At 71.0% G+C, this 13298-nt stretch carries 14 protein-coding genes; 7 read left to right on the forward strand and 7 right to left on the reverse strand.

Annotated elements, in window-relative coordinates; translation table 11 throughout:
* Positions 1 to 66 precede the first annotated feature (66 nt).
* Together ACIQHQ_RS05505 and ACIQHQ_RS05510 are read right to left on the reverse strand one after the other, a co-directional pair.
* Complete coding sequence (locus tag ACIQHQ_RS05505) at positions 67 to 546, reverse strand: DUF1772 domain-containing protein (protein WP_402610318.1); 480 nt, start codon at positions 544 to 546, stop codon at positions 67 to 69.
* Between the two features lie 277 nt (positions 547 to 823).
* Positions 824 to 1522, reverse strand: a complete 699-nt coding sequence (locus ACIQHQ_RS05510) for a DUF2293 domain-containing protein (protein WP_402610319.1) — start codon at positions 1520 to 1522, stop codon at positions 824 to 826.
* A gap of 123 nt (positions 1523 to 1645) precedes the next feature.
* Between ACIQHQ_RS05510 and ACIQHQ_RS05515 the strand changes: the two genes are divergently transcribed.
* Positions 1646 to 2296: a uridine kinase gene (locus ACIQHQ_RS05515; protein ID WP_402610320.1), complete on the forward strand. Its 651-nt coding sequence runs from the start codon at positions 1646 to 1648 to the stop codon at positions 2294 to 2296.
* Positions 2297 to 2538: 242 nt separating this feature from the next.
* A complete protein-coding gene (locus tag ACIQHQ_RS05520; RefSeq protein WP_402610322.1) occupies positions 2539 to 2967 on the forward strand; it encodes a CBS domain-containing protein in 429 nt (142 codons plus the stop codon).
* 51 nt (positions 2968 to 3018) lie between these two features.
* On the opposite strand, the gene ACIQHQ_RS05525 is transcribed toward ACIQHQ_RS05520, so the two are convergent.
* Positions 3019 to 4146, reverse strand: a complete 1128-nt coding sequence (locus tag ACIQHQ_RS05525) for a magnesium and cobalt transport protein CorA (RefSeq protein WP_402610324.1) — start codon at positions 4144 to 4146, stop codon at positions 3019 to 3021.
* Positions 4147 to 4415: 269 nt separating this feature from the next.
* On the opposite strand from ACIQHQ_RS05525, the gene ACIQHQ_RS05530 reads away from it, so the two are divergent.
* Positions 4416 to 5207: a methyltransferase gene (locus tag ACIQHQ_RS05530; protein ID WP_402610326.1), complete on the forward strand. Its 792-nt coding sequence runs from the start codon at positions 4416 to 4418 to the stop codon at positions 5205 to 5207.
* A gap of 86 nt (positions 5208 to 5293) precedes the next feature.
* On the opposite strand, the gene ACIQHQ_RS05535 is transcribed toward ACIQHQ_RS05530, so the two are convergent.
* Together ACIQHQ_RS05535 and ACIQHQ_RS05540 are read right to left on the reverse strand one after the other, a co-directional pair.
* Positions 5294 to 6259: a carbohydrate kinase family protein gene (locus tag ACIQHQ_RS05535; protein WP_402610328.1), complete on the reverse strand. Its 966-nt coding sequence runs from the start codon at positions 6257 to 6259 to the stop codon at positions 5294 to 5296.
* Positions 6256 to 7164, reverse strand: coding sequence for a pseudouridine-5'-phosphate glycosidase (locus ACIQHQ_RS05540; RefSeq protein WP_402610331.1), 909 nt, complete (start codon positions 7162 to 7164; stop codon positions 6256 to 6258). The genes ACIQHQ_RS05535 and ACIQHQ_RS05540 overlap by 4 nt, the downstream gene beginning before the upstream one ends.
* 105 nt (positions 7165 to 7269) lie before the next feature.
* Here ACIQHQ_RS05540 and ACIQHQ_RS05545 point away from each other — a divergent pair, with 105 nt between their 5' ends.
* Positions 7270 to 7698: a VOC family protein gene (locus tag ACIQHQ_RS05545; RefSeq protein ID WP_402610333.1), complete on the forward strand. Its 429-nt coding sequence runs from the start codon at positions 7270 to 7272 to the stop codon at positions 7696 to 7698.
* Positions 7699 to 7711: 13 nt separating this feature from the next.
* Here ACIQHQ_RS05545 and ACIQHQ_RS05550 read toward each other — a convergent pair whose 3' ends face one another.
* Both ACIQHQ_RS05550 and ACIQHQ_RS05555 read right to left on the reverse strand, forming a co-directional pair.
* Entirely contained in the window at positions 7712 to 8266 is a 555-nt protein-coding gene (locus tag ACIQHQ_RS05550) for a methylated-DNA--[protein]-cysteine S-methyltransferase (RefSeq protein WP_402610335.1), read from the reverse strand.
* Positions 8267 to 8317: 51 nt separating this feature from the next.
* Positions 8318 to 9187: a glycerophosphodiester phosphodiesterase gene (locus tag ACIQHQ_RS05555; protein ID WP_402610337.1), complete on the reverse strand. Its 870-nt coding sequence runs from the start codon at positions 9185 to 9187 to the stop codon at positions 8318 to 8320.
* Between the two features lie 286 nt (positions 9188 to 9473).
* Between ACIQHQ_RS05555 and ACIQHQ_RS05560 the strand changes: the two genes are divergently transcribed.
* The 3 genes from ACIQHQ_RS05560 (at position 9474) to ACIQHQ_RS05570 (ending at position 13237) form a co-directional block, all read left to right on the forward strand.
* On the forward strand, positions 9474 to 10340 hold the full coding sequence (locus ACIQHQ_RS05560; protein ID WP_402610339.1) for an MHYT domain-containing protein: 867 nt from the start codon (positions 9474 to 9476) through the stop codon (positions 10338 to 10340).
* 40 nt (positions 10341 to 10380) lie between these two features.
* Positions 10381 to 12519, forward strand: coding sequence for an excinuclease ABC subunit UvrB (gene uvrB, locus ACIQHQ_RS05565; RefSeq protein ID WP_402610341.1), 2139 nt, complete (start codon positions 10381 to 10383; stop codon positions 12517 to 12519).
* A gap of 139 nt (positions 12520 to 12658) precedes the next feature.
* Positions 12659 to 13237 (forward strand): TerD family protein, encoded by a 579-nt coding sequence (locus ACIQHQ_RS05570; protein ID WP_402610344.1) that lies wholly within the window; start codon positions 12659 to 12661, stop codon positions 13235 to 13237.
* Positions 13238 to 13298 lie beyond the last annotated feature (61 nt).

Genomic DNA, 13298 nt, shown 5'->3' on the forward strand with positions numbered 1-13298 from the left:
CGGCACTCCTTTTCGCCACGATACGTCCGCCTCCCGGCCGGTGCCTGACGCCGCGGGGTGTGGGTGTCAGGCGAGAGCCAGCACGTACGCCAGTGCCGCTCCGGCCGAGGCCGCCGTACGGACGTGGTTCCACAGCGTCCACTCGCGCACATACACCGGCCAGTACGCCGCCGCCTCCGGTGTACCCGGCTCCAGACCGGCCAGCGCGTCGTTGCGCGGCACGTTCGCGACCATGGTCGGCCCGAGCGTGCCGAGCAGGTACAGCGCACTGCCCACCAGCAGCTCCACCGTCCCCTCCTCCGGCCACAGCACGAACGTCACCACCGCGATCACCGCACACAGCACGGCCGACCCCAGGAACACGATCATGAACGGCAACGTCACCGCCGCCACGTTGATCGCGTTCATCGCGGCGACCCCCTGCGCGGGCGGCAGCATGCCGAGGCCGCGCATCACGAAGGTCGAGAACCCGCAGAACACCCCGGCCACCAGCCCGGTCCCGAGCACACCCAGCACCGTGAGCACGAAGTACGGTCCGTCGATCATTGCTCTCCCGCCCGTCGCACCGGAACACCGCCCGGCACCCTTCCTCGACCCCAGTGAATTCCCGTACGGGCGCAGTGACCATGGCCGAGCGGCGCGGCGCCATAAGCGGACGTCCACGGCCCGCCGAGCGGCCGCGTCGATGGTATGACGGCCCACGACACCCACGGCACCCACGGCACCCACGGCGTGACGGAACCACGGAACCACGGCACGACGGCCGACGGCCGACGGTACGACTGCCGACGACATGATGGCTCAGAGTCCCAGGACTCTCGTGTCACCCCGCGGAGCCGAGCCCCGCCTCCGTCCACCCCCTCACCACCGACGCCACCGACGCCGCGATCCGCCGCCGCGCCTCGTGTCTCGGCACCCCGCTCATCAGCAGCCGGTCGTACGGCGTGTCCAGATGCCGTACGGACGCCACGACCGCCGAGGTCACCGCGGACTCGGCCAGCGCACGCCCCGCCGCGCTGCGGCCCACCCGCCCACTGCCCCGCTCCGAGGCGTGCAGGGCGATGGCCCGTGCCCGATCGGCCGGGCACCCGGGAAACAGCAGCAGGATCTCCGTCGCGAACGCCTCGGCGAACAGGGCGTCCTGAGCCGCTCGCCGCCGCGCGTCCCGCACCCGGCGCCGCCGTCTGGCCTCTGCGTCCGCCAGACACCGCTGCTCTGCCCTGGCCAGTGCCGTTTCCTCGACCAGCATGCCCTGCCGCTCGTATCGGCCCTTGCGCCGGTTGAACCGCACGACCACCGCCGACAGCGTGCTCTCCTCCCGTGATCTGCGGGTGAGCGCGGCGTCACCACGGGGCAGGAACACCAGATGCCCGAGGTCGGCACAGTCGAGGCAGTACGGGGCGCCGTCCTCGAGGACGAGCAGCGGCAACGGCCCCCGTCGGCACTCGGCGCAGTAGCGCCGCTTGAGGGGCTGGAAGGCGAGAAGTCCGGTGAAGGGCTGGAGCGTCGCACGGGGGGTCATAGAGGGTTCATTCCCGCTGGCGGCGGCATGAACTACGCAGTCCATCGCAGACCCAGGCGATCCGGGCACCGCCCTCGCGCGGCTCCCTCGGGCCGGGCGCTTCCTGCGCTGGGCTGACGCATCATGGGTCGTGTGCGACTCGAAGCGATCACCTGGGAACGGCTCGGCGACCAGCTCGCCCAGCGCCTCCTCGATCTGAAGCCCGCCGACGGCTCCCCCTGGCTTCGCATCGCCCTCGACGGCGCCCCGGCAGCCCGCCCGGGAGACCTCGCCGACCGGGTCTCCGAGGCGCTGCGTGTCCGCGGCCGCTCCTCGCTCGTGGTGGGCACGGAGGGCTTTCTGCGGCCCGCCTCGGTACGTCTGGAGTACGGCCATCAGGACGTCGAGGCCTACTACAGCGGCTGGTACGACACCGGCGCCCTGTGGCGTGAGGTGTTCGGCCCGCTCGAAGCCGACGGCGACGGTCGCGTCCTGCCCGACCTGTGGGACCCCGCCGCCGACCGAGCCACCCGCAGTCCCTATGTCGAACTCCCGCCCGGCGGCGTGCTGTTGCTGCACGGACCCTTCCTCCTTCGGCACTGGTTCCCCTTCGATCTGAGCGTCCATGTCCTCCTCTCGCCGGGCGCCTTGCGCCGCCGTACACCCGAGGCCGAGCACTGGGCCCTCCCGGCGTTCGAGCGCTACGAGCAGGAGACGGACCCGGTGGCCGCGGCCGATGTCCTGGTGCGGGCCGATGACCCTCGCCACCCCGCCTGGAGCGGTTGGAGCGGCTGACCAGCAGCCGGCAGCCGGGTGCCGGCGCCCGGTGGGGTGACGGTGGACGTGGGGGCGGCGGGGTCCGGGGCATGGGCGGGTGGCGGCAGGGTCCGGCACCCGGGCGGAGGTAACAGAGGCCGGCAGCGGGCCTTGGGGGCGGCTTCCGTGTGCGGGTGTCCGGTGGCGCGGCGAGAATGAAGGGCGCCGGGACTCGCGGTGCGTCCGGCGCCGCGCCGGCCGTCCGCCACCGGGAGGTACACATGACCACCGCCAAAGACATCATGCACCGCGGCGCCCAGTGGATCCCCGCCCACGAAACCCTCGACCGCGCCGCCCAGCTCATGCGCGAGCTGAACGTCGGCGCCCTGCCCATCAGCGACGAGAACGAGCGGCTCTGCGGCATCCTCACCGACCGCGACATCGTCGTCGGCTGCGTCGCCATGGGTCACGACCCCGCCAGGGTCACCGCGGGCGAGATGGCCAAGGGCACGCCCCGCTGGATCGACGCGGACGCCGACGTCGGCGACGTGCTCCGCGAGATGCGGGAGCACCAGATCCGCCGGCTGCCGGTGATCCAGGACAAGCGCCTGGTCGGCATGATCAGCGAAGCCGACCTGGTCCGGCATCTCGCGAAGGACCAGATCGCCTCCTGGGCGGAGAGTGTCTACGCCACGACCACGACGCACTGACCCCGACGCTCCCCCCGGGGCCCGGCAGGCCCTCGTGGGTCACGGCCCGGTTCAGAGCCAGCCGCTGCGCCGGAACCCCCGGTACAGGGCGAGACACGCCACGGATATCACGCCGATGACCATGCCGTAGCCATACCGCCAGTGCAGCTCCGGCATGTGGTCGAAGTTCATGCCGTACACACCGCACACCATCGTCGGCACGGCGACGATCGCGGCCCACGCGGTGATCTTCCGCATGTCCTCGTTCTGCGCGACCGTGACCTGCGCGAGGTGCGCCTGGAGAATGGAGTTGAGCAGTTCGTCGAAGGCCGCGATCTGCTCCTTCGCCCGCAGCAGGTGGTCCGAGACGTCGCGGAAGTACGCCTGTATCTCCGGGTCCACCGCGCGGATCGGCCGGGTGGCGAGGTCCTCCAGCGGCCTGCTGAGCGGCACCACCGCCCGCTTCAGTTCCAGCAGTTCACGCTTGAGCTGGTAGATGCGCCCCGGGTCGGCCCGCGCGCCGGCCTCCGAGAACACGTCCGTCTCCACCTGGTCGATGTCCGCGTGCACCGAGTCCGTGACCGTCAGATAGTCGTCGACCACGTGGTCCGCGATCGCGTGCAGCACCGCCGACGGGCCCTTGGCGAGCTGGCCCGGGTCGGACTCCAGCTCCTCGCGCAGCGGGCCCAGCGAACCGTGCCGGCCGTGTCGCACCGTGATCACGAAGTCCGCGCCGACGAACACCATGATCTCGCCGGTGTTCACCACCTCGCTGGTGGCCGTGAGTTCATCGTGCTCGACGTAGCAGACCGTCTTGAACACCGCGAAGAGTGTCTCGTCGTAGCGCTCCAGCTTGGGGCGCTGGTGGGCCTCGATCGCGTCCTCGACGGCCAGCGGGTGCAGGTCGAAGAGCTCGGCGATGCCCGCGAACTCGCTGTCCGTGGGCTCGTGCAGACCGAGCCAGACGAAGCCGTCCCGGCTCTTGCGCACCCGCTCCACGGCGTCCACCAGATCACCGCGCGCGTCGGTGCGCACGCCGTCCCGGTACGTCACGCAGTTCACCACCGAGGAGCCCAGCGGGGACCGGGCCGGGTGACTCAGGTCGACACGAGGACGCCGTCGGGCCAGCCGGGCCACCCTGCGAAGGCCGCCGACCCCGCCGAGGCTCGTCACCTTCCGCAGATTCCCTGCCATGGACATCCGGATCTCCTTGCGTGGAACTTCTCGCGCCGTTCCTGCGCCTTGGCGCGTCAGTCTGCCAGGCCTGTGTGAGCTGCGGGTAAGCCTGTGGATACGCCTCATTCCGCTTGGTATCCGGCTGTGGACGAACGACAGGCCGCGGCCGTGGCCCTGACACATCGACGCATGCCCGCGCCGAACGGTTCTGGCGTGGGGCGGCGTCCGACGCGGTTCTGCGTGCCGGAGCGTCGACGAGTACGGATAAGTCGGACAACTGGGATGATCGCGGCATGACGCGATCCAATGGGCATCTCCTCGACAACCGGCAGTCTCAGGCGGCCGAGCACTTCAGCGCCTTCGCCGCCCTCTTCGACCCCACGACGTTCCGACACCTCGAAGAGCTCGGCGTCGGATCCGGCTGGCGGTGCTGGGAGGTCGGCGCCGGCACCACCGTGGTGTCCTGGCTGGCGAAGAGGGTCGGCCCGACCGGACGTGTCGTCGCGACCGACACGGACACCTCACGGCTCGCCTCCGCCGCCCGGCCACCCGTCGAGGTGCGGGCCCACCAGCTCGGCGCGCCGGAACCCCCGGGGGAGGGCTTCGACCTCGTGCACGCCCGCCTCGCCCTCGTCCACGTGACCGACCGGCAACAGGCTCTGCGGTCCATGGTCATGTCCCTGCGCCCCGGCGGACGCCTCCTGGTCGAGGACGCCGACCCCGCCCTGCAACCCCTGCTCTGCCCCGACGAGTACGGCCCCGAGCAGCAGCTCGCGAACCGGCTGCGGCAGGGCTTCCGCACACTGCTCGCCGGCCGCGGGACCGACCTCCCCTGCGGCCGCACCCTGCCGCGACTGCTCCGGGAGGCCGGACTGACCCGGGTCCAGGCCGACGCCTACTTCCCCCTCACTTCGCCGGCCTGCGCGGCCCTGGAGTCCGTCACGATCCGCCAGGTCCGCGACCAGCTCGTCGGCGCGGGCCTCGCCACGGACCAGGACATCGACCGGCACCTCAGGAACGTCACGTCGGGAGTGCTCGATCTGACGACGGCCCCGATGATCTCGGCGTGGGCGCGCAAGCAGTAGGCGAAGGCGCCGAGGGGGTGAGCCGCGCAGCGGGGAACGGGGGCGTGGCGTGGAGGGAGCGGGGCCCGGAGGCCCGGACAGGCTCCTCAGCTCGGCAGGGGTGGTCTGCCGCCCACCCTCTCCACCGCTCGCGCACCCGCCCGGCAGCCCTCCACCGCGGCGTCCTCCGGCCCGGCACCCGCGAGCAGGGCGGCGAGGAACGCGCCGGTGAAGGCGTCACCGGCACCGGTCGTGTCCCGTGCTGCCGCCGGCGCGGCCGGAACGCGAGCGCACACCTTCCCCCCGCGAGCCACGACGGCGCCCTCATGACCCAGCTTGACGACGACCAGCGGCACGCGCAGGCTCAGCTCGGCCGCCGCCTCGGCCGCGTCGGCCGGCCCCGTCAGCAGGCACGCCTCGTCCCGGCTGGGCAGCAGGACGTCCACTCCTTCGACGAGCGCCAGGAAACGCTCGGCCCCCAGCTCCGCGAGGAAGCCGGCCGATGCCGGGTCCAGACTCACCGGCACCCCACGCACGCGTGCCGCTTTCACGGCCACCGTCACCAGGGCCCGGCTCGGCTCGGAGAACAGGAGGTAGCCCGACAGGTGCAGTCGGGCCACTCCGTCGAGCAGCGCGTCCGACCAGTCGGCGGGTTCGAGCCGCAACGACGCGCCGCTGTCCGTGAGGAACGTCCGCTCCGCCGAAGCACCCCCGTCGACCATGCAGACCACCGTGCCGGTCGGCACCAGCGGGTCCACGACGAGCCGCGGACGCACGCCCTGGGCGACGAGCTCCCGCTCGTGCCAGCCGGCCGCCTCCGCCCCCACGCGCCCGAGCAGCCGCACGTCCGGCGCTCCCTGGTGAGCCGCCCAGCAGGCGACGTTCGCGCCCGCCCCGCCCGCCACCGTCCGGATCGAGGCGGGCGTGTCCGTACCGGCCGCGAGGGGCCCTCGGTACCGCGCGACGACATCGGTGATGACATCCCCGACGACCAGCAGCCCGCGCCCCGCCGCCGTGCCCGCGCCCCCGGAGCCCGCTTCCGCTGCCGGCCCCGCGCCGCCGGCCGCCGTCATCCCCGGGTCCAGGCCGCCGCGATCCGTGCCGCCAGGCGAACGTTGCCGCGGACCGCCGCCAGGTTGGCGCTCAGGGAGGCGCCGTCCGTGTGCCGCACCAGATGGTCGAGCAGGAACGGCGTGACCGCCTGACCGGTGATCCCCTCCTCCGCGCAGGCGTGCAGCGCGTCCGCCAGCACGCGTGCGTGCAGGTCCGGATCGAGCTGCTCCTCCTCGGGGACGGGGTTGGCGACGATCAGCGCCGACTCCGGCCCGCCGAGCGTGTCCTGCGCCCGCATGACGCCCGCCACCTCCTCCGGCGTTCCCAGCGTCCAGTCCACCGGGTGCCCCGAGTCGGAGAGGTAGAAGCCGGGGAAGCGGCCGGTGCCGTAACCGGCCACGGCGACACCCAGCGTCTCCAGCCGCTGCAGGGTCGCCGGCACGTCCAGGATCGACTTCACCCCGGCACACACCACCGTGATGCGCGTGCGCGCCAGCAGCCCCAGGTCGGCCGACTCGTCCTGCGTGACGGTCCACTCCCGGTGGACCCCGCCGAGCCCACCCGTCGCGAAGACCCGTACACCCGCCCGCGCCGCCAGCAGCGCGGTCGCCGACACCGTGGTCGCCCCGTTCGCCCCGGACGCCACCGCGAGCGGCAGGTCACGGTGGCCCAGTTTGCGGATCCCGTTCTCGTTCGCGACCCGTTCCAGTTGCTCCTTGTCCAGGCCGACGTGCGGCCGCCCCTCCAGTACCGCGATCGTGGCGGGCACCGCCCCCTCCTGCCGTACGGCCGTCTCCAGCTCCAGCGCCACCTGGAGGTTGCGCGGCCGCGGCAGCCCGTGGGCGATGATCGTGGACTCCAGGGCCACGACGGGCCGGCGCGCGTCGATCGCCTCCCGTACTTCTTCGGACACCACCAGCACCACGCGCCCGCCTCCTGCCGTCGGTCAGTCGTCTTCCCTCATCTCTGGCGGGCGGCGTGCCGGGCCAAACCCTTGCGGGCCGCCGGACTCGTCACGAGCCTGGAGTGCATGACGGACCACACGCCACGTCTCGACCACGTCGTCCTCTGGGTGCGCGACCCGCTCGCCGCCGCCGACTTCTACGAGAAGGCCGTCGGCCTGAAAACGGTCAGGCTCGCGGAGTTCACCGCGGGCGAGGCACCCTTCCCGTCCGTGCGCGTCAACGACGAGACCATCCTGGACCTCATGCCGCTGACCTACGCCGAGCGCATGACGATGCTGCCCGGCTCAGCCGACAGCGCGGGGCACCCGGTGAACCACGTCTGCCTGTCGCTGTCCCGCGAGGCCTTCGACGCCCTCCTCAGCCGCCTGGAAGAACGCTCCGTACCGGTGTCGGACCTCTCCCACGACTCCTTCGGAGCCCGGGGCGCGGCCACCCGCAGCTTCTACTTCCGCGACCCGGACGGCAACGTCTTCGAGGCCCGGCACTACGACTGACCGGCCCCGGGTCTCAGAAGAGCGGCTCGGGAAGGACGCCCTCCAGGGCGAGCAGTCTCCGCTTCGTCTCCAGGCCGCCCCCGAAGCCGCCGATGCCGCCGCCGCTCTCGACCACCCGGTGACAGGGCACCACCACGGGCAGCGGATTGGCTCCCATCGCCGTGCCCACGGCCTGGGCCGCGCCCGGCTGACCGACCCGCGCGGCCAGATCGCCGTATCCGACGACCGTGCCGTACGGAACGCCCGAGGTCAGTTGGCGCAGGACCTCCCGGTTGAAGCCGGAGATCAGCGACCAGTCCAGCGGCAGGTCGAAGCCGCGTCGCGTCCCCGCGAAGTAGGCCTCGAACTGATGTATCGCCTCGGCGAGCAGCGGGGAGCCGGGGGCCTCGACGGGCTCGGTGCCCAGCCGCGACGCCAGTCGTTCGACCGCCCGGTCCCGCACCGTGTCCGTGGCGTGGAACACGACGTTGACCAGGCCGTGCCGGCTCGCGGCCAGCAGCAGCGGCCCGATCCCGCTCTCGACGACCGCCCACACGACCCGCGGTTCGTCCTGCCCTTGGCTGTCCATGCGCCCACAGTAGGACCCGCCACTGACAGCGCCGCCCGGCGGAACCCCGGATCAGCCGCCCACGGCCTTCCGCACCACATCCGGCCTGTTGGTGATGATCCCGTCGACGCCGTACGCGGCGACCCGCCGGGCCGTCCGCGCGTCGTCGACCGTCCAGGCGAAGACCTCCAGCGGTCTGCCGTGCGCTCCGTCGAACGCCTGTACGGAGGAGACGTATGCCGGGGAGAGCGAGCTGTGCGAGGGGTTGATCTGGTCGACGAACTCCGCGCAGGCGATCAGGTCCGACACCGGTGGCGTCCCCAGCAGGCCCGTCTTCACACCCGGCTTCAGCTCGTGCACCGTCCGCACGCTGTCCGCGCTGAAGCTCTGCACGATCAGCCGGCCCGTCCGATGCGGCCGGTCGAGCCAGCCCTCGTTGCTGAGAACCTTCAGCGTCTGCCGCTCGATGCCCGGGTACAGCTCCGGGTTCTTGATCTCCAGGAGGAGCTTCTGGTGATGACGCTCCAGGCGGTGCACGAACTGCTCCAGGGTCGGCACGCGCGCGCCCGCGTAAGCGGGTGAGAACCAGCTGCCCGCGTCCAGCCGGGCGATCTCGGCGGCCGTGAAGTCCTTCACCTTCCAGGGAGCCCGGCCGGGGAAGACCTCCTCGGCGTCGGTGGTGCGCCGCAGGTTGTCGTCGTGGATGACGACCAGTTCCCCGTCCCTGGTCCGCTGCACGTCGTTCTCCACCCAGCGGATGCCCAGCTCCGCCGCTCTGTCCACGGACGCCAGGGTGTTCTCGGGCGCGTAGGCGGAGGCGCCCCGGTGCGCGATGACCGGCGGGGACGGGCCGCCCCCCGCGGCCCCCGCGGAGGCGGGGAACAGGAGAGCGGCGGTTCCCAGGAGTGCGGTGGTCGAGGCGGCGACAGCGCGCGCATGCATGCGTACTCCTCGCGACGAGTGATCGGCGACATCACGGACAGCACAACTCTGACAGCAGAGGGTCAACGCGAGAGGGGTACGAGATGGCCACACGTTGAACGGAGTCGCCCCAACTCCGCTCACTGATACCGCACAACTGCGGCCAGGCCGTGTTTCTTTGCCGGAAAGTCGTTCGACCATTCCGGTGGGGGTCATACTCTCTGCGTCAACCCTGACCGCTCGTGCGGTCCTGGGAGGGGGCGCACATCAGGAATTCCGGGACGTACGAGGGCGGGAAGGCAGCCGCATGCAGGGCACGGTCGACGGATTCAGCTACGGCCTGGTCACACCCCTGGTGGCCTATTTCATGGCCTGCCTGGGCGGCGCACTGGGCCTGCGATGCACCACGAGATCCATGCTCGTCGCCCAGTCCTGGCGCCCCGGCTGGCTCGCCCTCGGCTCCGCCGCCATCGGCTCCGGCATATGGACCATGCACTTCATCGCGATGATGGGGTTCGCGGTCCGAGGGACCCCGATCCACTACGACAAGGCGATGACCTTCGCCAGCCTCGCCGTCGCGATCATCATGGTGGGCATCGGGATCTTCATCGTCGGATACAGGGGAGCCCGCGGGACGGCCCTGTTCACGGGCGGCACCATCACCGGCCTGGGCATAGCGTCGATGCACTACCTCGGCATGGCCAGCATGAGCCTGGACGGGAAGCTGCGGTACAACACCGTCACCGTCGCCATCTCCGTCGTGATCGCCATGTGCGCCGCCACCGCCGCCCTGTGGGCCGCCGGCCAAGTCAGGGGTTTCCTCTGGAGCGTGGGCGCCAGTCTCGTCATGGGACTCGCCGTCAGCGGCATGCACTACACCGGCATGGCCGCCCTCACCGTCCACCTGCACGGCACGGCCGAACCCGCCACGGGAGAGTCGCCCGCGACCCTGCTCGCCCCCATGCTGGTCGGCCCGCTCGCCTTCCTGCTCCTGGCCGGCGTCGTCGTCATGCTCGACCCGCTCATGGTCATGAGGAAGCCCGCCGTCGTCCCCGTCGAGCACAAGCCCGGCATCCCGGCCCACAGCCACGGCCGGCACCCCGCCCACCGCCTGCGGTTCCGCCCCCGCCGCACCGTGGAGCACCGAGAGTCCCGCACCCCGCAGAACCGCTGATCAGAGCCCCTTGTCAGTGCGGGGTCGTACGGTGGATGCCATGCGGCCCGTTTCAAAGATCGAACGCACGGTGGCGCCCTTCGAGGTCGTCAGCCCCTACCAGCCGAACGGCGACCAGCCGACGGCCATCGCCGAGCTCGCCCGGCGCATCGAAGCCGGTGAGAAGGACGTCGTGCTGCTCGGCGCGACCGGCACCGGCAAGTCCGCCACCACCGCCTGGATGATCGAAAAGCTCCAGCGCCCCACGCTCGTGATGGCGCCGAACAAGACGCTGGCCGCCCAGCTGGCGAACGAGTTCCGCGAGCTGCTCCCGAACAACGCCGTCGAATACTTCGTCTCGTACTACGACTACTACCAGCCCGAGGCGTACGTCCCGCAGTCGGACACCTACATCGAGAAGGACTCCTCGATCAACGAGGAGGTCGAGCGCCTGCGCCACTCCGCGACCAACTCGCTGCTCACCCGCCGCGACGTCGTCGTGGTCGCCTCGGTCTCCTGTATCTACGGCCTGGGCACCCCGCAGGAGTACGTGGACCGGATGGTCCCCCTCCGCGTCGGCGAGGAGATCGACCGCGACGAGCTGTTGCGCCGCTTCGTGGACATCCAGTACACGCGCAACGACATGGCCTTCACCCGCGGCACCTTCCGCGTCCGCGGCGACACCATCGAGATCTTCCCGGTCTACGAGGAGCTGGCCGTCCGCATCGAGATGTTCGGCGACGAGATCGAGGCGCTGTCCACCCTGCACCCGCTCACCGGCGAGATCATCAGCGACGACGAGCATCTCTACGTCTTCCCGGCCTCCCACTACGTCGCAGGACCCGAGCGCCTGGAGCGGGCCGTCAACGACATCGAGAAGGAGCTGGGCGAGCGCCTGACCGAGCTGGAGAAGCAGGGCAAGCTGCTGGAGGCCCAGCGCCTGCGCATGCGGACCACGTACGACATCGAGATGCTGCGCCAGATCGGCAGCTGCTCCGGCGTCGAGAACTACTCGATGCACTTCGACGGCCGCTCGCCCGGCTCCCCGCCCAATACCCTGCTGGACTACTTTCCGGACGACTTCCTGCTCGTCATCGACGAGTCGCACGTCACCGTCCCGCAGATCGGAGCCATGTACGAGGGTGACGCCTCCCGCAAGCGCACCCTCGTCGACCACGGTTTCCGGTTGCCCTCCGCCCTGGACAACCGCCCCCTGAAGTGGGAGGAGTTCCAGGAGCGCATCGGCCAGACGGTCTACCTGTCGGCCACCCCAGGCACCTACGAGATGTCCCGCTCGGACGGTTTCGTCGAGCAGATCATCCGCCCCACGGGCCTCGTCGACCCGGAGGTCGTCGTCAAGCCCACCGAGGGCCAGATCGACGACCTGGTGCACGAGATCCGGCAGCGCACCGAGAAGGACGAGCGCGTCCTGGTCACCACGCTCACCAAGAAGATGGCCGAGGACCTCACGGACTACTTCCTCGAGCTGGGCATCCAGGTCCGCTACCTGCACAGCGACGTCGACACCCTGCGCCGCGTCGAACTGCTGCGTGAACTGCGTGCGGGCGAGTACGACGTGCTGGTCGGCATCAACCTCCTGCGCGAGGGACTCGACCTGCCCGAGGTGTCCCTCGTGGCGATCCTGGACGCCGACAAGGAGGGCTTCCTGCGCTCCGGCACCTCCCTGATCCAGACCATCGGCCGCGCCGCGCGCAACGTCTCCGGCCAGGTCCACATGTACGCCGACAAGATCACCCCGGCGATGGAGAAGGCCATCGACGAGACCAACCGGCGCCGCGAGAAGCAGATCGCGTACAACACGGAACGGGGCATCGACCCCCAGCCGCTGCGCAAGAAGATCAACGACATCGTCGCCCAGATCGCCCGCGAGGACATCGACACCGAGCAGCTGCTCGGCTCGGGCTACCGCAAGGCGAAGAAGGACGGCGGGGGCACCAAGGCGCCCGTTCCCTCCCTCGGCAAGGCGGCCAAGGGCAAGGGCAAGGGCAAGGGCAAGGCCGAGGAGACGGTGCCGACCGACCGCCCCGCGGCCGAACTGGCCGGACAGATCGAGGAGTTGACCGCGCGGATGCGGGCCGCCGCGGCGGAGCTGCAGTTCGAGATCGCGGCCCGGCTGCGCGACGAGGTCTCCGAGATGAAGAAGGAACTGCGTCAGATGAAGGAGGCGGGCCTGGCCTGACAGCGTGCCGCGTACGCGCCGTGTTGCAAGACCGACACAAAGTGCGGACCGGGGTACGTCGCTGTCAGTGCCCCTGCGTAGGGTTCTGGTCAACCGCGACCACGCGGCAACAGGGGACGTTCGAGAGGGGAATCAGCGCGTGACCGTCAACATGACCAAGGGTCAGGCCATCAGTCTGCAGAAGAACGACGGTGGCAGCCTGACTGCGGTTCGCATGGGTCTCGGCTGGCAGGCGGCTCCCCGGCGCGGCCTGTTCGGCTCGCGCACCCGGGAGATCGACCTCGACGCCTCCGCCGTCCTGTTCGCGGACAAGCAGCCGGTCGACGTCGTCTTCTTCCGTCACCTGGTGAGCGACGACGGGTCGGTGCGCCACACCGGCGACAACCTCGTCGGCGGTGTCGGCCAGGGCGGCGACGACGAGGCGATCCTCGTCGACCTCGCACGGGTCCCGGTCCACATCGACCAGATCGTCTTCACCGTGAACTCCTTCACGGGCCAGACCTTCCAGGAGGTGCAGGACGCGTTCTGCCGCCTCGTCGACGAGACCAACGGCCAGGAGCTCGCCCGCTACACACTCGCGGGCGGCGGCCAGTACACGGCTCAGATCATGGCCAAGGTCCACCGCTCGGGCCCCGGCTGGGCGATGACGGCCCTCGGCAACCCCGCCAACGGCCGTACCTTCCAGGACCTGATGCCGGCAATCCTGCCGGTTCTCTGACGCACTCCCGGGCCCGGGGGGCCGGCGGGCAGCACACGACACCACACAACGACACAGGGGG

It is taken from the genome of Streptomyces sp. NPDC092370, assembly GCF_044755265.1.
GTDB lineage: Bacteria > Actinomycetota > Actinomycetes > Streptomycetales > Streptomycetaceae > Streptomyces.

Bases quoted from the DNA above. Each gene is read 5' to 3' on its own strand.
- ACIQHQ_RS05505 (WP_402610318.1), bottom strand. From the start codon at position 546: ATGATCGACGGACCGTACTTCGTGCTCACGGTGCTGGGTGTGCTCGGG.
- ACIQHQ_RS05510 (WP_402610319.1), bottom strand. From the start codon at position 1,522: ATGACCCCCCGTGCGACGCTCCAGCCCTTCACCGGACTTCTCGCCTTC.
- ACIQHQ_RS05515 (WP_402610320.1), top strand. From the start codon at position 1,646: ATGGGTCGTGTGCGACTCGAAGCGATCACCTGGGAACGGCTCGGCGAC.
- ACIQHQ_RS05520 (WP_402610322.1), top strand. From the start codon at position 2,539: ATGACCACCGCCAAAGACATCATGCACCGCGGCGCCCAGTGGATCCCC.
- ACIQHQ_RS05525 (WP_402610324.1), bottom strand. From the start codon at position 4,146: ATGTCCATGGCAGGGAATCTGCGGAAGGTGACGAGCCTCGGCGGGGTC.
- ACIQHQ_RS05530 (WP_402610326.1), top strand. From the start codon at position 4,416: ATGACGCGATCCAATGGGCATCTCCTCGACAACCGGCAGTCTCAGGCG.
- ACIQHQ_RS05535 (WP_402610328.1), bottom strand. From the start codon at position 6,259: ATGACGGCGGCCGGCGGCGCGGGGCCGGCAGCGGAAGCGGGCTCCGGG.
- ACIQHQ_RS05545 (WP_402610333.1), top strand. From the start codon at position 7,270: ATGACGGACCACACGCCACGTCTCGACCACGTCGTCCTCTGGGTGCGC.
- ACIQHQ_RS05550 (WP_402610335.1), bottom strand. From the start codon at position 8,266: ATGGACAGCCAAGGGCAGGACGAACCGCGGGTCGTGTGGGCGGTCGTC.
- ACIQHQ_RS05555 (WP_402610337.1), bottom strand. From the start codon at position 9,187: ATGCATGCGCGCGCTGTCGCCGCCTCGACCACCGCACTCCTGGGAACC.
- ACIQHQ_RS05560 (WP_402610339.1), top strand. From the start codon at position 9,474: ATGCAGGGCACGGTCGACGGATTCAGCTACGGCCTGGTCACACCCCTG.
- uvrB (WP_402610341.1), top strand. From the start codon at position 10,381: ATGCGGCCCGTTTCAAAGATCGAACGCACGGTGGCGCCCTTCGAGGTC.